This is a genomic window from Paenibacillus periandrae (assembly GCF_022458865.1).
GTDB classification, from domain to species: Bacteria; Bacillota; Bacilli; order Paenibacillales; family NBRC-103111; genus Paenibacillus_S; species Paenibacillus_S periandrae.
The window spans coordinates 269,297-290,105 of sequence record NZ_JAJNMU010000008.1; the positions used below are offsets into that span (position 1 = coordinate 269,297).

The 20,809-nt window shown below is 38.6% G+C and carries 21 protein-coding genes and 1 pseudogene; 18 read left to right on the plus strand and 4 right to left on the minus strand.

Annotated features, from left to right (window positions below; all coding sequences use genetic code 11):
- Positions 1-423: 423 nt before the first annotated feature.
- Together LRL21_RS15525 and LRL21_RS15530 are read left to right on the plus strand one after the other, a co-directional pair.
- Positions 424-1,794, plus strand: coding sequence for a helix-turn-helix domain-containing protein (locus LRL21_RS15525; RefSeq protein WP_240416708.1), 1,371 nt, complete (start codon positions 424-426; stop codon positions 1,792-1,794).
- Positions 1,795-1,940: 146 nt separating this feature from the next.
- Positions 1,941-2,291: a hypothetical protein gene (locus LRL21_RS15530; protein WP_240416709.1), complete on the plus strand. Its 351-nt coding sequence runs from the start codon at positions 1,941-1,943 to the stop codon at positions 2,289-2,291.
- A gap of 15 nt (positions 2,292-2,306) precedes the next feature.
- Here the strand turns inward: LRL21_RS15530 and LRL21_RS15535 are convergent, their stop codons facing one another.
- On the minus strand, positions 2,307-3,068 hold the full coding sequence (locus LRL21_RS15535) for a LytR/AlgR family response regulator transcription factor (RefSeq protein ID WP_240416710.1): 762 nt from the start codon (positions 3,066-3,068) through the stop codon (positions 2,307-2,309).
- Between the two features lie 548 nt (positions 3,069-3,616).
- Here LRL21_RS15535 and LRL21_RS15540 point away from each other — a divergent pair.
- From LRL21_RS15540 to LRL21_RS15615, 16 genes and pseudogenes are all read left to right on the plus strand, one after another.
- A pseudogene (locus LRL21_RS15540) lies at positions 3,617-4,291 on the plus strand (SOS response-associated peptidase).
- A 233-nt stretch (positions 4,292-4,524) separates the two neighbouring features.
- Positions 4,525-5,679: a hypothetical protein gene (locus LRL21_RS15545; RefSeq protein ID WP_240416711.1), complete on the plus strand. Its 1,155-nt coding sequence runs from the start codon at positions 4,525-4,527 to the stop codon at positions 5,677-5,679.
- A 45-nt stretch (positions 5,680-5,724) separates the two neighbouring features.
- On the plus strand, positions 5,725-6,768 hold the full coding sequence (locus LRL21_RS15550; RefSeq protein ID WP_240416712.1) for a 3'-5' exonuclease: 1,044 nt from the start codon (positions 5,725-5,727) through the stop codon (positions 6,766-6,768).
- Between the two features lie 211 nt (positions 6,769-6,979).
- The gene (locus LRL21_RS15555; RefSeq protein WP_240416713.1) at positions 6,980-7,219 is read left to right on the plus strand and encodes a hypothetical protein; all 240 of its coding nucleotides are present in this window, start codon (positions 6,980-6,982) and stop codon (positions 7,217-7,219) included.
- A gap of 155 nt (positions 7,220-7,374) precedes the next feature.
- Positions 7,375-8,205 carry a GIY-YIG nuclease family protein gene (locus tag LRL21_RS15560; RefSeq protein ID WP_240416714.1) on the plus strand — a complete coding sequence of 277 codons (831 nt, stop codon included), beginning with the start codon at positions 7,375-7,377 and terminating at the stop codon, positions 8,203-8,205.
- Between the two features lie 84 nt (positions 8,206-8,289).
- Complete coding sequence (locus tag LRL21_RS15565) at positions 8,290-8,559, plus strand: hypothetical protein (protein ID WP_240416715.1); 270 nt, start codon at positions 8,290-8,292, stop codon at positions 8,557-8,559.
- Positions 8,560-8,597: 38 nt separating this feature from the next.
- Positions 8,598-9,017: a hypothetical protein gene (locus LRL21_RS15570; protein ID WP_240416716.1), complete on the plus strand. Its 420-nt coding sequence runs from the start codon at positions 8,598-8,600 to the stop codon at positions 9,015-9,017.
- Between the two features lie 41 nt (positions 9,018-9,058).
- Positions 9,059-11,419 carry an ATP-binding protein gene (locus tag LRL21_RS15575; RefSeq protein ID WP_240416717.1) on the plus strand — a complete coding sequence of 787 codons (2,361 nt, stop codon included), beginning with the start codon at positions 9,059-9,061 and terminating at the stop codon, positions 11,417-11,419.
- Positions 11,420-11,484: 65 nt separating this feature from the next.
- Entirely contained in the window at positions 11,485-11,727 is a 243-nt protein-coding gene (locus LRL21_RS15580) for a hypothetical protein (RefSeq protein ID WP_240416718.1), read from the plus strand.
- A gap of 187 nt (positions 11,728-11,914) precedes the next feature.
- Positions 11,915-12,322 (plus strand): hypothetical protein, encoded by a 408-nt coding sequence (locus LRL21_RS15585; protein WP_240416719.1) that lies wholly within the window; start codon positions 11,915-11,917, stop codon positions 12,320-12,322.
- Between the two features lie 509 nt (positions 12,323-12,831).
- Positions 12,832-13,251: a hypothetical protein gene (locus LRL21_RS15590; protein ID WP_240416720.1), complete on the plus strand. Its 420-nt coding sequence runs from the start codon at positions 12,832-12,834 to the stop codon at positions 13,249-13,251.
- Positions 13,232-13,702, plus strand: coding sequence for a hypothetical protein (locus LRL21_RS15595; protein WP_240416721.1), 471 nt, complete (start codon positions 13,232-13,234; stop codon positions 13,700-13,702). The genes LRL21_RS15590 and LRL21_RS15595 overlap by 20 nt, the downstream gene beginning before the upstream one ends.
- A gap of 192 nt (positions 13,703-13,894) precedes the next feature.
- Positions 13,895-15,382, plus strand: coding sequence for a hypothetical protein (locus LRL21_RS15600; protein ID WP_240416722.1), 1,488 nt, complete (start codon positions 13,895-13,897; stop codon positions 15,380-15,382).
- 5 nt (positions 15,383-15,387) lie between these two features.
- On the plus strand, positions 15,388-15,585 hold the full coding sequence (locus LRL21_RS15605) for a hypothetical protein (protein WP_240416723.1): 198 nt from the start codon (positions 15,388-15,390) through the stop codon (positions 15,583-15,585).
- A gap of 136 nt (positions 15,586-15,721) precedes the next feature.
- A complete protein-coding gene (locus LRL21_RS15610; RefSeq protein WP_240416724.1) occupies positions 15,722-16,126 on the plus strand; it encodes a hypothetical protein in 405 nt (134 codons plus the stop codon).
- A gap of 964 nt (positions 16,127-17,090) precedes the next feature.
- A complete protein-coding gene (locus tag LRL21_RS15615; protein ID WP_240416725.1) occupies positions 17,091-17,306 on the plus strand; it encodes a hypothetical protein in 216 nt (71 codons plus the stop codon).
- A 682-nt stretch (positions 17,307-17,988) separates the two neighbouring features.
- On the opposite strand, the gene bioC is transcribed toward LRL21_RS15615, so the two are convergent.
- The 3 genes from bioC to bioF are packed head-to-tail and all read right to left on the minus strand — an operon-like array spanning position 17,989 to position 20,805.
- A complete protein-coding gene (bioC, locus tag LRL21_RS15620) occupies positions 17,989-18,852 on the minus strand; it encodes a malonyl-ACP O-methyltransferase BioC (RefSeq protein WP_240416726.1) in 864 nt (287 codons plus the stop codon).
- Positions 18,833-19,630: an alpha/beta hydrolase gene (locus tag LRL21_RS15625; protein WP_240416727.1), complete on the minus strand. Its 798-nt coding sequence runs from the start codon at positions 19,628-19,630 to the stop codon at positions 18,833-18,835. Before LRL21_RS15625 ends, bioC begins: the two co-directional genes overlap by 20 nt.
- Positions 19,627-20,805 carry an 8-amino-7-oxononanoate synthase gene (bioF, locus tag LRL21_RS15630; protein WP_240416728.1) on the minus strand — a complete coding sequence of 393 codons (1,179 nt, stop codon included), beginning with the start codon at positions 20,803-20,805 and terminating at the stop codon, positions 19,627-19,629. Before bioF ends, LRL21_RS15625 begins: the two co-directional genes overlap by 4 nt.
- Positions 20,806-20,809: the final 4 nt, after the last annotated feature.

Below are 20,809 nucleotides of genomic sequence, written 5' to 3' on the forward strand. Positions count from 1 at the left end.
ACCTGTGGTTAGAGTCTAAATATTCGTAATAAAAATTTAAAAATTACAGTGTCGTCCTTGATCTTAACCGGCCGCGGCCATGCTGCAATCGTGGTGGTAATAGGGTCATGATCCTGACCGATAAAAGTGTCTTTAGACATATTGCTATGCAGACATCATCTGTCGCCCAAGCAGAATTAATCTAAAATAAAGCCCACAAGCTAAGACAAAGGCAGGTTCTCAAAAAAATGAAAAATCCTGCTATCGCTCACGTGATAAACGAAATAGATAACGATTTACGCAACATCAATTCTTATAGAACCTAAACCATGTTACCAAATCATGGTTTAGGTTCTTCTTAATTAACCAATAATAGTTTATAATGTTGTTTTATAAAGCAATTGTCTGTCAATCAATGGATTTTCTTGATTAAAGGGGAATAGTATGGAGAATACACATTATGATCTTCAAGATTACAATCCGCTTCAAGTGGGTATGAACATAAGACTAGAAAGAAAAAAAGCTGGTGTAAGTATTTCTAATCTTTCTGATAAGGTGAACATATCTGCGGGGAAAATTAGCTACTTAGAGAAAGGAAAAATTACAAAAGAACATCTACCAGAGATTGAAGCGATTGCAGAATGCTTGAGGATTCCTCTGTCTTATATTTTAAATGATGAATCGTTAATAAAACCACCAATAGATAAATATTATTCTGAGATCGAACTCGGACTGCAATTTATTGCAGGCGGAATGAAAAGAGAAACAGAACAACTAATTGAAAATTTAAAAACCAAAATCACCCCTCTTGAAAAAAAATGGATTCAACCGGCATTATTATTTTTAGAAGCTGAAAATCTGCAATATTCCGGTGAGCGAGTCAAAGCCTCTCAATATTTCTCAGAGGTAGCAAATTTGACAGGGCATCATTCATTATTAAACCATTACAAAGTACGATCTCTTAATGCTTTAGCTTGTGATTCCTTTGAAAAACGTAACATTACAGAGGCTTTAAACTATGCACAACGTGCTCTTATACATAGTGATAAAAACATTTCGGCAGAACAACGCTCTAATACATACTATAACATGGCAATTTTTTATGGATTCATAGGCTATTCGGATGTTGCAATTATGCACGCAAAAAACGCAGAAACACTCTCCCATGATAATACTTTATATCTTAATGAGGTGAGATTTGCTCTTGGTATATTATATGCAATAATCGAAGACGGTGATCAGGCCACGTTCTATATTTCAGAAGCGTTAGATTTCTACCAAAAGATAAAAAAAATCACAGGTATATATAAGATGTATAAATGTTTTTACATATTATACCGTATAAATCCTCACAAGCACGCGTCCATCAGAACATTTTTTGAAGAAGATTATCTCAATGCTTTGACTGACGAACCCAAAATGAAAATAAACTATCTTCACATTTGGATTGAGATTATGATCGAACAAAAACAGATGAAAAATATCGAAAGTCAAATTGATTATTGTTTAGGATTCAGTGAGAAAATGCCCCCGAACATCAATTATAAGACGTATTGGCTAGCTTCTTTATTTTACAAAAATACCAATCAATCTTTGAAACAAGAAGTAGCTTTGTCTAAGGCTTTGTCCTTTATTGATGATACCAGGATAAGTGAAAAAGCCCATATATTATTTGAACTTGCAAAACTGAAAGAACCTGAATCTGAATCATTGTATAAAGAGTCTGCATCACTATTTCAAGAGTTGGATACGAAGAAAGAAAAAAATCATTCTATTGTTCAATTACTCAATCTTATACCAGAACCACGTTACTAAGGAGAGGCCTTGTTATTTGTAAGGCCTCTTTTCTTTTAAATTATACCGTTCAGACACGAAATCGGACCTTTCGAGCACGGCATATTTATTAAAAATCTATGTAGTGGTACTATAGACTCATAAGAAAAGATTCGATTTATCTCATCATGAGTAAAAATATCGGAGGGGATAACATGTTGCGATTACTCCCAAAAGTTGGCCTTATGGATCAGGTTGAATTATGGTTGGAACAAAATATTTCTGCGGGCCATGTATATAGGATACAATTTGATGTAACAAATGGCATACTTTCTAGTACCTCAATGGATTATGAAAGAACGAGTAATAGCATCCTTTCAAATCACAAAATGGACTTACAACCAGTAGTTGCAATACTTAGTCGGAAGCTAGCAACTATATCCAATTCATCAACTGCAATCGATCTGTATCTTTCCATCAACAACTTAGGGCAACTGATTGATGGAGAGATCACCATAAGGTCAGGCCGATTCAATTAATATGAATACATCATTTTACGAATTTCTAAATCGTTCGTAATATTCAAGTATTTCATTGTATTTTCTTCTTGATAGCGGTGCCGTTCGGATAGTATTTTCAAACTGAATTACAAAGGCCTTTGTAATCAACTTATCTGGCTGTATCCCAGCAACATGTATCAAATTAATAAGAAAACTTCGATGTGAATAAACAATTTTTTCAGAGCAGCGCTCCTTGATCTCACTAAGCTGTGTGGTGGTTTCTTCGATTGTACCGTTCGTCAAATAAACATTCGTTCGATTCCTAAATGTATTGCATTTTTCAACAAAGATAATCTGGTCTTCTTTTAATTGAAGTTCACGATATTTTTGTTTCATTAATATCAAACGTGCGTCTTTGTCAACGTTACTCGGTAGTAAATGTTTCGTTTCGATGGCATGTTTCGCCTTATTGATTGCTTTCGAAAAACGTTCAAATGTGTACGGTTTTACAATGTAGTCCACACTACCTACTTCAAAGCCAGCAACAAGATGCTTGCTATCAATGGAACCGGATATGATGATAACATTAGGATTTAGTCCTAGTGTCAATATCTGCCTGTAAGCATCAAGACCATTAAGTTTGATTAGGGAGATATCGAGTAATAATAGATCGGGTTGTCTTTGTACCACTTCTTCTACGAGTCGTGTACCAGAGGATACCGTGCATACTACATCCAACCCTAGCTCAATTGCGAATTTATTAAGTACAGTTCTTTGTGACAAATCATCCTCAGCAATTATAGTTTTGATTTTCATTTTGCTTACCTCACCTTATATGTACAACTGTTACAGTTTAATATTATAACACAACCGACACTCGTTCCAACACCCTTATGCTCTACACTACACCTCTAAATCAGCAGGTCTCTTAGTATTGCTTAGAATTACTCCATATTCCTAGGTTTCTTATACCTCACAACTTAATGTTTTCTATGTTCAACTTCATTTATCTCTAAAAAATCAATATTTTCGTATCACACAAGTTATTACCATGTGTATTTTTAAATTTTCCCAATTGAGTTATGATAGCCATAGGTTACGAGTTCATGCCGCGGAAAGTATTCTACCTTCAAAAAAGAATCTATAGCCTTAATTTAAGTATGCTTATTTTGCATTCTGGTAGTATTTCGTTCAAGGGAAAGTCCAAAAGCATTATAAGCATTCTGTCCTATATGACCACGAAGCTTTTCAGATACGAAGTGCCTTTCCATACGGGATGTAAGAGTTTCCTGATGGATGTAAGATTTGGGTAATAGTGCACTAGACATAAACTTTGATTTTTTTAAATAAGGGGGGCCATTTGGATGTGTGGTCGTTACACTTTAACAGCTACGGCAGAGGATATTCAGGTGCTGTTTGGGCTTGAACCAGATGCTTTTCCTAAAACTTATGCACCTACCTATAACGCTGCCCCTTCACAGTCGTTATTGGCCATTATTCACGATGGAATCCGTAGCATGGCCGGACATTTAGATTGGGGTTTTACGTCGTTGGATCCGCGTGGAAAGTCTTCGGAAAGAGTTATTAATGTACGGTCGGAAACGGTGATGGATAAACCGATGTTTCGGACTCCGTTCCAGCACCGTCGATTGATCATCCCTGCTGATAGCTACTATGAGTGGGTCATGACGGATAAGGGCAAGCAACCAATGTGAATTGTCACCAAAGATGAAAGGGTCTTTTCAATGGCTGATATTTACGATACTTGGAAAGGGCAGGGGGGTGAGAAGGTCAGCTGTTTTGCGATTCTTACCAAGCCTGCTGTCCAGCCAGCTGCCATGGTTCATGATAGAATGCCAGTTATTTTGCACCCGGAAGAAGAGGATATTTGGATGGATCGCCAAATCACGGAATTTAGCAGGTTAAAGGAATTGTTTCGCAATTATGAGGCTCTTACCTTAAAGGTTTACCCAGTATCATCACTGGTAGACAGTGTACGGTATAATCTACCTCAGCTCATTTTTGAAAAGATAGACTGATGCAGGGGAACAAAATTATTATACTATCAAAAAAATTGTGGGTGCATTCGGTTCTTCTCAATTAGGCTTAAAGTAATGTATAATAGGAGTATTAATATTTATCAACCCATGGAAGCACCATGGCAGCCTCGTTTTGAGGCTGCTTTTTGGTGCTTATTTTTTTGCTTTGAAACTCGCGATAACTAAATTATATATTATAAAATATTCCATAGGACATTCAGGAGGTTGAACTAATGTTACAAATAAACGCCGTACTCTTAAAACCAAATGGTACGCTACAACTAATTTCAATCGATAGTTCAATTCTCGCATTGCGGGAGCTCTTGGGCGATGAAGTTATGTTCACGAAAGCATTCGACACATACGCTTATGCCTTTAATGCGTTGGCCAAAGAGAACAGGGAGGCTTTTAATCGCATTGTTCGTTTGCCAGAAAATAAAGTTATACCTATTTATGGGGATATAGTTATAATCAATTCATCAACGTCGAACGGGCTTATCAGGCCAATTATGGCTGATATCATGAACGATGATGTTGATAAGATCCTTAACGAATTCGGTTTACAAAGGGATGAACTAGAAGACGAACGAGTGCATGACCATAGATGGCAAAACGAAATTCTTACTGATACAGAGCTCGAATATGATTTAGAACAAAATAAGCTCTCCTTTAATGTAAAAGCACCTCAAAACTCCTCCAACCAACGAGAGACTCTGATTGCTGGCTCATTATTACTTGTTCATGATGAAGTGTCTCTACGTAAAGCAACATCATTTTTACAGGAAAAAATCGGATTGAACATTACAGAATTTCCTACTATCTCTCTATATCAAAATTTAGCTATCATTTATGAATTATCCGATTTTACTAATGATGAAGTTACATACAAGGCAGCGGAAGCTATTCTAAATCATCTCAAGAAAAAATTTGAATTGTCAGGTGTTTTCATCCCGTCTTTACTTACGCAAAAAAAGAACACAACCTTCTGGCAAGAGCTTAACTTCCATAAAACACCGATAACGGGGGCCGGATTATTTCTTAAACTTGAAGAAGACGATCCAAGTATATCTGAACTCTTCGACGAATTTCTGAATATAAAACACGCGGAAACAAAAGTACTTCAAAAGGCAATGGATGACCCACTTCTACCTTGGGGTGCAAAGGGAATTCTACATTACTTGTATATCGTAGATTTCCAAACGGATCTGAGACAAATGAGTGATCTATCCAACAACAAATCCACCACCGTACGCAGACATTTAGATGAGCTAATCGATCATGGATATATACAAGAATCTTCAGATATAAATCAAGCAACCTGGAACTTCAATAGCGAATTATTGTTGCAGATCTTATCAACAATTGAAGAGCAAAACGCAATTTTCTAAGTAAATGATTCGAAAAAGGAAGAGGTGATAGATGTGGAGATCACATTGGCCATCGAGCTATTCCAGATTGAGCGTCAATTTTCAACTACCATATACTGCGACATTACGGGAGTCAAACAAGGATATATGTACTTGAATCAAGGAACTGTTGCCCCTGAAAAAGCTTTTGGACAAGGTATTCTTATGGCTTTAGGAATTCTGCTCAAGTCATATAGTGATCGTTCCCTGCTGTTGGCATTTCCTGAAGGGTATTTGACGACCATTATTCAACCACAAATGCGAGAAGAAGTGTACGCGGTATTTAAAAAATTTGCTTCCTTTCAATTTATTACTGAACGTCATAACGATTTGCTGGATATTGTTAATCAAATGGGTCACATTGATGCAATTAAACAAGGTTCATTACACGGCTATACGAAAGAGCAAGTCGAGACTAGGAAAAATAATTTGGCTGAAGAAGTCAAAGCCAAGAAGAAACTGAATATGCCACCTGACTATCAGGAAGTGTTCTTACCACCAAGAGGCGTAGTCATTGATTTTGAAACCAATTCTCCTCATGTTAAATTCGCACGAATTTTTGAAGTTGGAGCGGTAAAGTTTGAAAATGGCATTATTATAGATAGATTTCAAAGTTATACCAATCCGGGCATTAAAATTCCCAAATCAATACGTACTTTAACCGGAATCAAGCAGTCTGATATTGACTCAGCTCCAAAGACATACATCGTTATGAAACAGCTTCTTCAATTTATTGGAGATACACCTACGTTGGTTGGTCACAACCTTCACACTTATGACTATGAACTGCTTAGATTGTTCCTGGACCGTTTTAATCTACCTCATTGGAAGGGAAACCTATTATGCACAAAAAAACTTGCCAGAAAAATTCAGCTTGTCGTTAGTGATTATAAATTGAGTACTTTATGTCAATTGTTCAGAATTTCAAATAACTCTGCACACCGAGCACAGAGTGACTGCGAGGCAACTTTTGAATTGCTCATCGCGCTTTATAACCACACACTACTCGGAAAACTGAAGACGGAACAAGGGAGTTTGGAGTTTGAGGAAGTGCTTAATCTTATTCAATAACATCCTATTAATGACCAAGACTAAGCCTCTAATTACAAGAAAAGAGTACTTTATTCTATTTCTTTTTGTAGCCATTGTAACTTCCACTTTCGTTGTTTGAGGGTGTTCATAGAAAATAAAGTTTAAGACTAACAACCCTTGATACAGCAGGGGTTTCAATTTTAAAATGCAGTAGCCTTGAGAAATAAGTATTAGACTGGTGGCGAATTTTATGAAAATAACTGGGGAAGTTATTGCTATTGAAGGTGGTCAGAGCCTTGCTAAAATAATCTTTCGTGCTGAAATTACTCCTGTCGGAAGAGGATTTCATTTGAACATTTATAAAAAAGGAATTAGTTCTAAAGTCAATCACAGCCCGATATATGCCTATACAATAGAAAGTGCTAAGAGTAAGTTTCGCAAAGAAGTGCCCCTCCGACAAGAAAGAATCAAGTGGATCGAGGAGGTCTAGAGTCTAGCACTTTATTTTTCACAGTCTACAACTTTATGTAGAGTCTACTACTTTATTTGTTTCTTACAGAGGGTATTATTTGATCCTACAGATTTCCAGCTTTTCTATCACATAATCGGATAGACGAAAAATAACGAACGAACATGGAGGAGTTTATGGGTAAGCCAACGGAATACTATTGGATCAGGGTTTACGATTATATAAGTGAGCGAGATCGATTCGAAAAAGGCACCAAACTAGATGAGTTCTATTTGAAAGAGACTGACCGTGAAGCCGTTAAACAACATGTTCGAGACAAGTACTGTTCCAACACAGCAAAGGAACTCAAATTTGCAAAACCAAAGAAAGGGACAAATGGTATCTATGCGATCGTTATGGACTCTACTAAGTTCTTTCACGACCACTTTTATTGCCAGCTTGACACGATATGCTTCTGGTGTAACACACCAATTAAGGGCAAAGCTAGTGAATACCCAAGAGAATATATCGGGGAAGGTCTCTACTATGATTCGGAGGATGAAGTATTTTCAGACCTTACGAAAACAGCCTTCTTCTGCAGATATGCTTGCAAAAGTAACTATAACAACAGTCAGAGAAACATCGAAGGCGAGTTTCAAGTGAAAGAAGAAGGCGCTAATGGAGATATCTTTGGCTACATCTATTTAATCTACAATCGTGACACTGGTAGCTATTACGTAGGGCAGACCCGATTCCTCCCGTTTTTTAGGTGGCAGGAACAAGTCAAAAGTGGCCAAAAAGGGGATATCTCCGATATGTCTTTCAGCGTTTTAGCTCAAGTTAATCGGAATCGCCAAGAAAGTGACGAACAAAACCAACAGTATCTTAATAGTATCGAATCATGGTGGATTCAAAAATACCAGAAAGAACATCCTAACGTAATAAACATCGTTACACCAAAAATTACAATAGAGTACCTTAAAGACAGATTTACAGAAATGGTTGAAAAACAAGCTCTATTATTTTAGTTCAAAATTTTGGGTCTTAGCATTATCTTGTGGAATGAGTAAATTCCATATTCTATTATTTCAAGAACATAGGAATTTGAAAACTTGGCGTATCAAGCACCCATTTGTTGTGGTAATAATTTAACTGCAGACATAAGCATTGCTGCACGCATAAGTGCAAACGGAAAGCCTGCTATGCGCTCTCTACAAGTGTTCTCTTTTACAGCAAAATATCTATTTTGCAAATTGTTCAAAAGGCGTTACAGCCATGAAACAGATGATAAGGGGCGTATTGTGAAAGGTGATGATTCGTTTCTGCCAAATAGTCTGAATCCCAAAATTTTATTAGGTAATAAAAAACTCCAATCAATATAATGTCATTCTCATAAAGAAATAGATAGGGGTTGTTTAGTTTGAGTAGAAGAGATGAAATTGTTAATAGTCTTCGTCAACAAAATTCTCTTAGTGACGGTATGGAATATAGTTATGTTTTGACTCACACGTACGATCTCAAGCCAAGGTTTTTTTATTTGTCAGCTCCATATCCTATAGCTACCATGAATGCTCTAATTGCATTCATACAATTTGAATGTTTTGAAATCGATGAAACTTATGGGATGGATCAAACCGATATCTTGACTGTCTTGACACAAATCTATGAGTGTGTTCAAACAACGTTAGTGCTTCCTCATGCTACTGAAATTGATTTAAATCATAATTGGGAATACTGGTGCTCCTCTCAAGTTCAATCGATTCCTTTATTTCAGAAGGAGCAATTAAGAGAATTGCTACAGCAAATTGTTGGTGAACAGAATGAACCAATATCAGAATGAAATCTACTTTTTAACACTATAACGTAAAGGCAGGCCCTTATATGATATTACCTTTTGAGCTTGACCCACAAATCATTCACCATATCATTCATAGCCAAGCTGGATCGATTGGAAAAGCCATTATTGAATTGTTAATGAATTCCGTAGACGCTCGTGCGACTTCCGTCCGTTTTTCGATGAATAAACAAGGTTTTACATGTGAAGATGATGGAACCGGGTTTGCCAGTAAAGACGATGTACTCCGTTATTTTGGACGCTTCGGTACGCCGCATCAAGAAGGTGATGCTACCTATGGACGTTTTCGGTTAGGCCGGGGCCAAATCATGGCCCATGCGAGTACGGTTTGGAAATCAAACATCTGGGAAATGACCGTGGATACAATCACGATGGGTTACAACTATAACTTGGAGCAGCTGCTAGACCCCGTACAAGGATGCAGGATTGGTGGTGTATGGTATGAGTCTCTGACAGATCAGGAGTTAATGTCAGCGATACAGGAGGTACGGGATTTAGTCAGATATACGCCGATCAATGTGGAACTCAATGGGCAATTAATTACGAGAATCCCACAAAATGAGAAATGGGATTTTGAAGATGAGTTTGCTTATTATCGAATCAAAGAAGATGGGGCCGTATCCATCTATAACCAAGGCGTGCTTGTACGGCATGATGCTGGGCATATATGGGGCGCCGGGGGACTGGTTGTCTCCAAGCAGGCTATTGCTTTAAATGTTTCACGAACTGAAATTCTAAGGAAAACGTGCCCAGTATGGAAGGCTATTTCAAAGCAATTCACTACCATGGCCCAAGAAATTTCAAATCGGCTAGGGGATCATCGGAAAACAGAAGCCCGCAGAGAAAAATCAGCACGCTCTTTATTGAGCGGCGATGCGAATATTGCCCATATATTTCGAAAGGAAGAGGTTGTTACCCTGCTTCCCGGCAAGCGTCATGTCACGATGGAAGATTTTCTCCGTAAGTCTATTTACTCACATGATAACAAAATAACGATTGTTACTAAGGGTTTCGATATCCCGAGAGGGGAAGCCATTGCAAGGCAGGGGATTGCGCTTGTTGTTCATCCTCAAACGCTCGAACGTTTTGGTTGCTATAGTCCAGAAGAATTTCAAGAAAGTGTTCAACGAATCATTAACAATTTAAAAGAGAATGAGCACAATGGTGGAAATAAGTATTGGGGGAGGATAGACAATTTAGTTACTCCTGATTTGTTATCGTTTGATGTGTTACGTGATTCTTTTATAGATCGTACCCATATCGTGACTGAAAAAAATGCCTTGGATAAAGAAACGCGGCGTGTATGGACATCACTAAGATGGTGCTTACAAAATTATGCCGGAGCTTGTCTTGGTAAAGAAATGTATACCAATGGCCGAGTTTATTATCAAGAAAAGGTTATTCATATCCTGGTAGGCGAGTCCACTATAGCCAATGCATGGACCGATGGAAGCACCTATATTGCATTCAATATTAACATCGTCAAAAAACTTAAGACCGATCCCGTGAAAGTCGCGGCTTACATTTTTTCTTTATTGGAACATGAAATTGCTCATGAAGGAGATAGTCTTGATTCTGGCCATGATGAAGCCTTTTTTGAACGTTACCATGATATCTCTATCCGGATGAGTTCGGAGAAGCAGCGCTATCTTCATATTTATCTGATGAAGTACACGATGAGTCTGGAAAGGGAAGGGAAGCCTGCAACCGGTCTTGCGTATCAAGAACGCTTTTTGATGGACCGTGTTGGAAATGGACGAATAAAAAAGGGACTAACCAGAGGCATTGATGACGTCTCCACCGAGTCTGTAGTTACTTCACCTATTCCCGTTGAAGATTTGGCACTTATTGAACTAGTGAATATGGGTCTAGTCAATGCAGGAATTAATCCCGATCCTCCGGACTGGTTATCTATCATTGAGCAGGCACGAGAGGCCCAGCTTGAACGTGATGTCAGCCAGGCTGAAGATGAGGAAGACATTACAGCTATGAAAGAAATTGAATTTGAACCTATGCAAGAAATTGAATTTGAAGCTCGAAGAGTGGCCGAGATCCTTGGTATTCCATTTAAGACTCTTGACATTTGGACATATGAATACTATTTTCTGGGACTAGATGATGAGCAAATCCGAGCCGTATGGGAAGAAAAACCATGGAGTCATGAGGATGGATATAATTATTCAGATGAAGAAGAAGTGCTCCGTGATCCATTCGAAGAATACAAACCGGAATTTCATCACCTTTTAAAATTACACGATACGGTTTGGGCACTAGAACGAAATGCAGCAGCAGCTGGCTTTCACCGTGTTGAGGAATATTTGAAATGGCGGGAAGAACAAAAAATGTCGATTCTTCAGGAAAGCACTTCTGAATTTGTGATGGATTAATAAGTGAAATAATTAAAGGTTCTTCGGATTTTGTGGTGGAAATACTGGAAAGGGATTGATAGAAAATGGAAAACAAAAAAATATATCAACCGAACTTTATGGTGCTGAGGCAAAAGAACAACAAGGGAAAGATCTATAAAGTAACTATCTGTAAAAACACATTGAATGTACTGGACGAAGAGGTTATAAGTGGTATTCCTGAAGGTTGGTCAGTCCAAGATTTTTACGATTTGTTCGATGAAGGAAAGAGATTATTTGAGCATATCGACAATGCAACAACTGGAAATTTTGAAGAGCATTCAACCTAATAATCCGAATACCCTAATCAAATAATATATTAAATTGGAGATTACATATAAATGCAAACAATGCCAATATGAGTTTTTGAAATATGATATAAACTCTGATCTATCTAATTAAAGCTCTAATTTTAACACCTACCCTATTCAAGCTATACATAAGGGTCGAGGTATCCATGATAGAAAAGAGGTCACTATGCATACAAATAATAATTCCAAGGAAATAAGCACTACTGATAAACAAGATATGGAGAGGATACTTCAAAGTGGCATCCCCATCCCTGAGACTACTTTAAGAGAATGGTGCACATCCCTATTGCAGGAGATCAAATCAGATGGGCCTTATGGAAGAAATTATATCAATGAACAGGTTAATAAGATACGCCGCGAGCTTCAAATCTCTAATGAAGACCGCTGGGATCTTGAACAAGGTCTTTCAATAACATTAGAGGCCCTTTCAGAAACTCAAAACGAATTAAAATGGTACTCAAAAGAAATTCATTGGATACAGGGTAGATATGTAGAAGACAAATTCATATCTCTAGCAATTGAGGATAAGGGACAGCGTGCTCGCAATTACTTTCTGGCACAAACAACTTATTGATCAGCTAGAATCTTATTCAATGATGGGGGGGATAGAACCATGGAAAAGCACATTTTCGTAATCCTTCTATAACTGCGAGATCAATATGGGAAGAAGCTGCAGACATTGTGTCTCAAATTCTAAAACGTGAGAATGGACAAGGTATCTAAATCCAACTTACCGAGTATAATGGGACAAGAAAATGAGAAATATTTCCGTTGTTGTTTACTACCTTTAGTCCAAAGATGAATCACCAATCTACTTTATTTTCTTTTGACATCCTCTTCGACTTCTTTTTGCGAGGTCACCAAATTGCTATTCAGGTTAGCACCATATCTTATCTATTTATCAATTTTAAAAGTTGGTGTATAATAAAAATATATTTACCTTTATTTCGTCCAAGTCATGCGACAAATGGACATTAAATTTGATTAAAATGCCTCTTAAAGGTTTCTTGATGGTACTCCATCACTACCTTTAAGGGGCTTTTTTGTTTCCAAAAATACCCCATCAAAAGGAGATCGACTATTATGCTATCTAAACAAAACCACGAAAAACGTATTCAGCAGACTCCGTTTGTCCATTATTTTTATCGACCTAAACAAGACGGTGTTCGTGCCATTCTATCCATGTCCGCTAAGGAACCAGGAAATTATCAAATAACTACATTTTTTTATAGTTCAACGGTAAACATGTTCATCGCTTGGAGCGATTCCATTCATCACACATTAAAATCTTGTCTTAAAAGACTGGCTGATGAGGGTTACGAACGAGAAAGATTCAAACGCTTCAATTTATTTGAGAAACCAGATGAATTCGTACCCTCACCACTCAGAGATCCCAATCGTCGAGAAAGAGAAAAAGTACGTACACTCAGAGCATTTGGCGTCGATTTATCACAATACAATAAATTTACGGGGAGTTTTTCAGATGAAACCATCAAAAATTAATTTTGAAAAGATCGCTCACTCGCTTGGTGTTAATGTTCAACAAGCAACAGTCTCGCTATCCATCCCACCATTCGTCGAAGAAGGTCTTCATTATCGTGCTTTCTGTATTGCAGAACTATTGATGGAGGTTTGTGATCGTCCGCAACCATTACATAACCAGTGGGCTGAGGTGAAACGAGTTCTGAATCACTCCGATCTTGAGACCATCGTCATGATACAATTCAATGCTCTCCCTCAATTCTTTCCGCTCGTGTTAGCCAATAAATATCTATTTGGTAACCGTGATGCTGTCGTGATGAATATAAGGAAAGTAGAGCGACAACTCTATGATTTACAGAAAGCTTGGCTTGGCATTACTGTAGGAGGAAACAAAAGATTTGATCACGTTCAGGATCTCCTTGATTTAATGAAAATACGGATTAATAACAAAATTAAATCCAATATTTTTTGAAAGATTGCAGATCAGTTAAGAGATCGAATCGATGCAGCTCTTTTCGAGCTTGATTAAAAGGCAAGAACATGAGAGAACTGATTACAATCAGTTCTTTTTTGATATCAATCAAACCTTTATCAGCTAATTCTAGTTATTTACAATTATAAATAAAATGATATAGTATAAATATACAATTCCATATGTACGTAAATGGGAAGCACCCATCTCAATGAGGCTGAGAAGCTTTGTTTAGATGGGTATTTTCTTTTAGGCACGCAATTTTTTTCTGAGCACTGTCTAAGTGTTTTCATAAAATTAAATGAGAGGGACGTGATTATTTTGGATAAAGCATGGTCCCAGCACCTATACAAGGAGCTGGATATAACGGATATCAAGTCGTTTCCAGAACATTTGAAAAAAGACATTAAGAAAAATCCGAAAAAATACCGGCTTGTATGCAGCGAATGTAAGATAGCATCTATTATCTATGCTAGAGGGGAAAAACGAGAATATTTTACGAGCTACGAAACCACATCTGACCAATACGTGCCTCATACTCAAATGTGCAGTTACTCACTTCCTACAAACATTGTGGCAGGGTTTCAAACCCATTTTTCAAATATCCAAGTTGCACTGGTGGATAAAACGATTGAACTCGACTTCACCTCATTCTTAAACCAGAATATGGAGGAGAATGAAAACAGCAGGTCAAATGTCGAAAACAACAAAACGCCCAATAAGCCAGGAGTAAAGACTAGAAGCGAATCCAGTGGTTCTACTAAAAACAAAATGAGGCGTTATTTTTCAACGTTTTCAGAGATCGTTGAGTTCTTTCGCGTCAATTTATGTTCACTCACCAATGATATGGATTATGACGTCACAATAAAGGGAATAAAGAGCAGCCCTGTTCCTTTAAAGGAAGCTTTTCTGGACAGTGTCCGTCTTAAACACCTTCTTACACCAAGTCAACCCAAAGTCTACGACCGCTTCTTTTATGGCCATATCAAAAACATGCGTCTAATAAATGAATCGTATCGAATCCAAGTTAAAAGTAATCGTGATACCACCGGTTTCAGCACTTTCATTAAAAAATCTGATTTTGACCAGTATGTTCTTGATACCGAAACGATCCCATCTGAAGACAGTTTATTCGTTTGCTTTGGTAATGCCGCGATCACTAAAAATGGCATTGCCGAATACACAAATGTCTATATCGAGGAAAACTGTTTCCGTTTTTTTTCTAATATCGCTAAAGACGGGCATTCCGTACGTAGCAAATTTGAAGTTGATATTGATAACTTTATTTCTGGGTCTGTGAAGTTGAAAGAATTCAATCATGTTGTTCCGGGTTCTTTACAAGGCTATAATGCACAATGGAATGTTGACCGCTGCCGAGCTGAATTCCAACCAAAAAACAATATTGACCTTTTTTATATTCCTGACTTCATACTAGAATCACCAAATCGAAACCCAATAATCATAGAATGTTTCGGTTTCGATAGTTCCATTGAGGACCAAGAAGTTTCGTGGGAGCCATTAATCCGGTATAGAGAAAAAAAAGAGAGGAAAATCGATTTCTTTAGGTCGCTACCAGATTATGATTTCATAGCTGTTCATCCAAGTGATGTGATGGAAGACAATAAAATCAACTGGAAGAAGGCTCATCAATTCTTCAGTGATAAATTAGAGAGGGTGTGATCTATTTGAAAAAAATGATATGTGGACCTTGTGCGAAAAAGCATGAATTTGATCTTTTGCAACGCCACAAGTTAGCTGCCGAACGTGTGCCAGGCATCATATATTTTTGTTCTTTGTGTGAGGATACACATTCTTTGCCTGTTACTCCTGGAATACAAGGTCTCCAGAAATTAAAAGATGTCGAGCAAATAAGCCTATTTTAACCTTATGAGTAATGATTTTTGTGGAACACTAGTTATGCATATAGAACGATTTGAAAAGCACCGGCCTTTTTCGCAAAGAAATGAATAAGTATATCGAGGATAGATAAGCAAACCGTCTTACAGGAGGTAACAAGTATTGAAATCAATTTTTGGTACGGAAATAAAAACCAAAAAGGTAACTTCAAGAAAGAGAATATTAGAACAAATAACTGCAGGTGATAACTTTTTCAAACCTGTTAGTAACAAAGAAGTATTGGAACTTCTATTGTTCCTAAATGCTGAATTAGAATTAGATGACGTTCCTAAAGCAACTATTTTGCCTCAAGATGTATTCGATTCTATCACCAAAACACAGATGCACCGTGTACAAGTGAGTATAGATTGCATAAAAAGCAATCAAATTTTTCCGGCCTTTCATGAATTGTTCGATTTCATACAAGATAATAATATTGATAATGATTTGCCATTTACCAAAGAGGAAATTGCAATTTTAAAACACCTTAATGATATCATTGTCGATAAAATAACATCTTATAATTAAACGATCTGCTCACAAGTTTTAAGGTATCACTTTATTTCATTGACCCTAGCGAAAATAAAAAGGTGGTTTTAGGTCAAAAAGTTCTGCCCCAATCCAGAGAAGGGTCTAAGTACTAAAAGTCTATCCTTGACCCAAATATGTAGACGGCATTTCTATGGACATTCTAGCCATCCATGTGAGAGGACAGAGGGGGATCATCTTCGTCGAATGATGATAAATTCGTAAAGGTATTATCGAAATGAACCTTCGAACCATTTTTGAAAAATAGGGGGAATTGAAATGGCCAATACGTTGGATATGGACTCTTCAGTTCAGTTTCTAATAGAGAATACTATGAAGAATATGAATGATATTTTAAATTTTGTTTTTGCATTAATGGTTGGTCTTGTTGTTATAGTGTCACTTATCTATCTAACAAGTTCTATTAGAATAAAATGGATACCCCAAATTGGGCTAGTTTTAGGCTTCCTTATGTATTTTAGTGAGATGGTATACCTACTTCACTTAGGATTCGGTGGGCTAATTGGAAACTCATGTTACATAATATTTTCTATCATCATAATTAGTGTCGTTATACATACACGAGTAAAAGACATACGATTGGTCTAAACCTCCGGAATCAAAAATCTTAGATCTTGTTGATCCAGTAGAAGCAGCTTCAAGTGCAAGAAAGGAATTGAATTGCTAAAATTAGGGGTCAATCCTCTTGTAAAAAAAATTATTCTTCAGACGAATATGAACTACTTTTTAATGATCGGAAGAAAGTCCAAATGAAATGGCCCGATCATACCGTAGTCACAATGTTGTAGAACCGATAGTTTACGATGAATCTGATTCGTCATATTTTCATGCTCATGCGGAAGAAGAATACGTATTACCAAGCAGAATTTCGAAGGTTACTATAAAAAATGTTTCAAAATGCTTGCCTTGTGTGAGTAGAAGTAATTATCGATAGGAGGGACCTATGGCAAGGACAAAAGATAATGAGGGTTTGAAGCTAATTGCTGCAAAATACTTTTCGGATCTGCAGCAGACCATAGATGATATGGATGAGAAGCGAGCTCGTTCCTTTCTTCAGTGGATAAACAACATGAATACGAACTTGAGGTTTGAAACGACATTTGACCAGGTTAAGTTGAGGAAATATGATCGCGGCGAAATCGTTTATGTTAATTTTTGATTTAATGTAGGATCGGAACATGGTGGTTTTCATTATGCGATGGTTGTTGATGATAATGCGAAGTCCAACAAGGTTGTCAGTGTCGTTCCTCTTGTATCTCTGGATCAAGGGCAAACGAAGGAGATTTTACATAAAGACGAAATTTAAATAGGGATCATTGATGGAATCAATGCAAGCTAACCTCAATAAATGCGATTATTGAGAGATCAAAAATGCCATTATCAAAAATCCCGAAGCTTATGAATATTACAAAATACATTGTACTTATAGAAACAAATCCACTAAAAAAACAAAAAAAAATTTAGAGATACCCGATAGGATAGTTATTAAACCTGAGAGAGATTTGAATAGGTTAAGGGGGAGATACGGAAAGTTAACCAAAGATGAACTTGTTGAAAAAGTGCTACTACTTGAAGAATATATATGTACAAAAGAACAACATTGGTTAAATGATATATTTTCAGGTTTTAAGTCTTGAAAAATCGCTTTTTTTTATTCGATTATAATTGTTTTAATTAGAGTCACAAAAGTTTATAAACCCGTTCTTGATGAATACGGGTATAACCATAAAGTGGATCGAAAGCTCAAAAAAAAGCAGCGCCAGCTGGAGTATGGAATACAATGTTCTAGACTGCGCTGCCGATATTGAGCTATTGTTATCAGTTAAAGAGCTTAACTTAATCTACCCATCCGCCAATGCTTGGATCAATAGAAGGTCATAACTGGCAGCAACGCCTCCCTGTATGCTGAACTTCCCCTCGTATTCCTTATACATGTTGGCGAACAGGCGTCGCGAACTGAGACCATGCATAGGAACAGCCTCTGAAGTGCTGGCTCCCATCGCTTTTACCGAGTGAAGAAAATCTCTTGCTGAAGCATACTTTTCCGTCTGAATGGAGCGTTCATAGTGGATATTTGAAAATCCTGATTCCTTGAGCAAGTTATTCCATTCGTTTATCGATAGAAACCACAGTCCGTGCCGTTGCGGCTCCATTCCACTGGCTCGATAAACTTCATTAAAAGCCTTATGCATCTCGCAGAATGTATCAGGCCCGAATGTCGTGAATATCAGCAAGCCTCCAGGACGAAGCATCAGCCGAAGGTGACCAAGTGTTTGCCTAGGATTGCTCAGCCATTGAAAGCAGGCGTTGGAGACGATGAGATCAAACGAGGATGTCGGAGCATCTCTTGCCCACGTTTCAACATCAGCATGAAGAAAGCGTACACGATCCGATGTGATTTTTCTGATGCCAAAGTTCGCTTCAACTGATAGGACACGCTGTTCAGCTAATTTGATCATCGCTGGCGCAATATCAAGTGCACAAATACTCGCACTGGGCCATTCATTTACTAGAATCTCGGTCAGTGTCCCCGTGCCGCAGCCGATCTCAAGAATGTTGAGCCCAGCTATGTTATCTTTGTTCTTCCACCCTATTAAAGATTTTGCAAGCCGATCTGACATCATACGCTGAACATCAGCGTGAGTGTCATACGAATTTGCACTACGGTTAAATTGACGTCGAATATCACTTATTCTGCTGCTCATGCCACCATCTCCTCAGTTCATCAGCTATTTGATCTTCCCTTCCCAAGAACGGGGCATGCCCGCAGGCAGGTATCGTTAATAACTTTGCTTTAGGTAACTGGGCCATAAGCTCCGATGCAGCGCCGTAAGGACAAATACTATCCTCAGTCCCGTGCACAAGAAATACCGGACAAGAGATGCTCTTCAGTTGAGATAAGCATTCCTCGCTTCGCAAAATCTGAAGACCTGCGACTAGCGCAGAGGTTGTCCAGCTATCGATTGGGGGAAGACCTTCACCCAGACCAGCCTCCCATTCTGACTCCGTAAACATGAGCTGCCGGAACTTTGTTTCAACGGCTTTTCGATCCTGTGCAAGTCCTGTAATCATCTTCCTAACGTATATATCTACCCAACCAAGGTCCGTCTCTTCTTTTGAACGAGTAAACCGAGCAGTTGCCGCAAACAACACAAGGCCATCAGCAAACCCTTTGGCCGCTAGTCTAAGCGCCAGTAAACCTCCGAGTGACCAACCACAGATCAACAGCGGACCGTGGAAAGTCCATGTCCTACAAGTCACACAATCCAAATACAGGTAATTTCCCACTGTTATTTCAGTCAGAAGTAGCATTTCCTCTGGAGTATCTGCATCACTATAATCTACGGAAACATGATGGAAATCCGGCAATAACTCACGAAGTCGATCGAAAACCGCATCCGGCATGCTCCATCCGGCCAACCATAAAATGGTGCCATGTGTCTGTGGCTGAGTCTTCACTGAATCAGTGTCCAATACAATCATGAACTCAACACTCCTAGTCGAAGTCCTATGGTGTGGATGCGTTCTGAAGCATTTGTCAGCTCCTTTTCAGTATGGACAGCTGATAAGGAAAAGCGAATGCGTGCTGTGCCATCAGGCACAGTAGGTGGACGTATGGCAACAGCTGCAATCCCCTCTTCTTCAAGAGCTCCGCTGAAGCGTAAGGCCACATCATTATCGCCGACGATCAAAGGTACAATAGGGGAGTCGCCGGAACCGATGTTAAATCCAGCCTCACAAAGCGAGGAGCGAAATAACATGCTTGCCGCATAAAGCTTTTCTCGACGCCAGTGTTCCTCTTGTACCAAAACCAATGCCTTTGAAATACCTGCTACGATAGAAGGAGGCAACGCAGTTGAATAAATGAGTGGTCTAGCCTTGTTCAACAGCCACCGAATTAACGTGCGGCTGCCACAGATATAAGCTCCGTAGACACCGAACGATTTGCTGAATGTACCCATATGTATATCCACATCATTCTGCAAGCCGAGTTCATGACACAATCCTTCACCCCGCACTCCGTACATCCCCCCACTGTGTGCCTCGTCTACCATCAGCATCGCCCCGTACTCGTGTTTGAGCGCAACAAGTTCACGCAAGTACGCCTGATCGCCATCCATAGAGAAGACAGCATCCGTAACGATCAACTTTCGCCGTTTATCACGATACTTATTCAATAGCGTACGCAAATGTTCCATGTCGTTATGACGGTAACGTGCATGCTCCGCGCGGCTCAATACAATGCCATCCACCATGCTCGCATGGTTCAACTGATCGCTAAAAACAACATCTCCTCTGCTAACAAGCGCACTAATAACACCAGAATTAGCCATATATCCATTAGCCATAACTAGCGCAGCTTCGCAGTTCTGCCATTCGGCCAGTGCTTCTTCAAGACGGTCATAAGGCAACCGGTTGCCTGTCACATGGCGAGAAGCGCCTGAGCCAGCTCCTTCTGTGAGCAGGGCCTCGCGCATCGCTTCAAGTATGGCGGGATGTTGGGAGAGTCCAAGGTAATCATTCGAGGACATGTTGAGCAGTAATTGTTCTTCGCGTATTATATAGCCAGGAGAACCGGGGATCGAGCTGCTTGCACGCAAGGAACGCTCCAATGAGGCATCAGCCAATGATTCAAGTTCTTTTTCCATCCAGTTCATGGTC

What these genes read in the sequence shown, in the direction of transcription:
- LRL21_RS15525 (WP_240416708.1), top strand. Translation starts at nt 424, where the DNA reads ATGGAGAATACACATTATGATCTTCAAGATTACAATCCGCTTCAAGTG.
- LRL21_RS15530 (WP_240416709.1), top strand. Translation starts at nt 1,941, where the DNA reads ATGAGTAAAAATATCGGAGGGGATAACATGTTGCGATTACTCCCAAAA.
- LRL21_RS15535 (WP_240416710.1), bottom strand. Translation starts at nt 3,068, where the DNA reads ATGAAAATCAAAACTATAATTGCTGAGGATGATTTGTCACAAAGAACT.
- LRL21_RS15545 (WP_240416711.1), top strand. Translation starts at nt 4,525, where the DNA reads ATGTTACAAATAAACGCCGTACTCTTAAAACCAAATGGTACGCTACAA.
- LRL21_RS15555 (WP_240416713.1), top strand. Translation starts at nt 6,980, where the DNA reads ATGAAAATAACTGGGGAAGTTATTGCTATTGAAGGTGGTCAGAGCCTT.
- LRL21_RS15560 (WP_240416714.1), top strand. Translation starts at nt 7,375, where the DNA reads ATGGGTAAGCCAACGGAATACTATTGGATCAGGGTTTACGATTATATA.
- LRL21_RS15575 (WP_240416717.1), top strand. Translation starts at nt 9,059, where the DNA reads ATGATATTACCTTTTGAGCTTGACCCACAAATCATTCACCATATCATT.
- LRL21_RS15580 (WP_240416718.1), top strand. Translation starts at nt 11,485, where the DNA reads ATGGAAAACAAAAAAATATATCAACCGAACTTTATGGTGCTGAGGCAA.
- LRL21_RS15585 (WP_240416719.1), top strand. Translation starts at nt 11,915, where the DNA reads ATGCATACAAATAATAATTCCAAGGAAATAAGCACTACTGATAAACAA.
- LRL21_RS15590 (WP_240416720.1), top strand. Translation starts at nt 12,832, where the DNA reads ATGCTATCTAAACAAAACCACGAAAAACGTATTCAGCAGACTCCGTTT.
- LRL21_RS15595 (WP_240416721.1), top strand. Translation starts at nt 13,232, where the DNA reads ATGAAACCATCAAAAATTAATTTTGAAAAGATCGCTCACTCGCTTGGT.
- LRL21_RS15600 (WP_240416722.1), top strand. Translation starts at nt 13,895, where the DNA reads ATGGGAAGCACCCATCTCAATGAGGCTGAGAAGCTTTGTTTAGATGGG.
- LRL21_RS15615 (WP_240416725.1), top strand. Translation starts at nt 17,091, where the DNA reads ATGGCAAGGACAAAAGATAATGAGGGTTTGAAGCTAATTGCTGCAAAA.
- bioC (WP_240416726.1), bottom strand. Translation starts at nt 18,852, where the DNA reads ATGAGCAGCAGAATAAGTGATATTCGACGTCAATTTAACCGTAGTGCA.
- LRL21_RS15625 (WP_240416727.1), bottom strand. Translation starts at nt 19,630, where the DNA reads ATGATTGTATTGGACACTGATTCAGTGAAGACTCAGCCACAGACACAT.
- bioF (WP_240416728.1), bottom strand. Translation starts at nt 20,805, where the DNA reads ATGAACTGGATGGAAAAAGAACTTGAATCATTGGCTGATGCCTCATTG.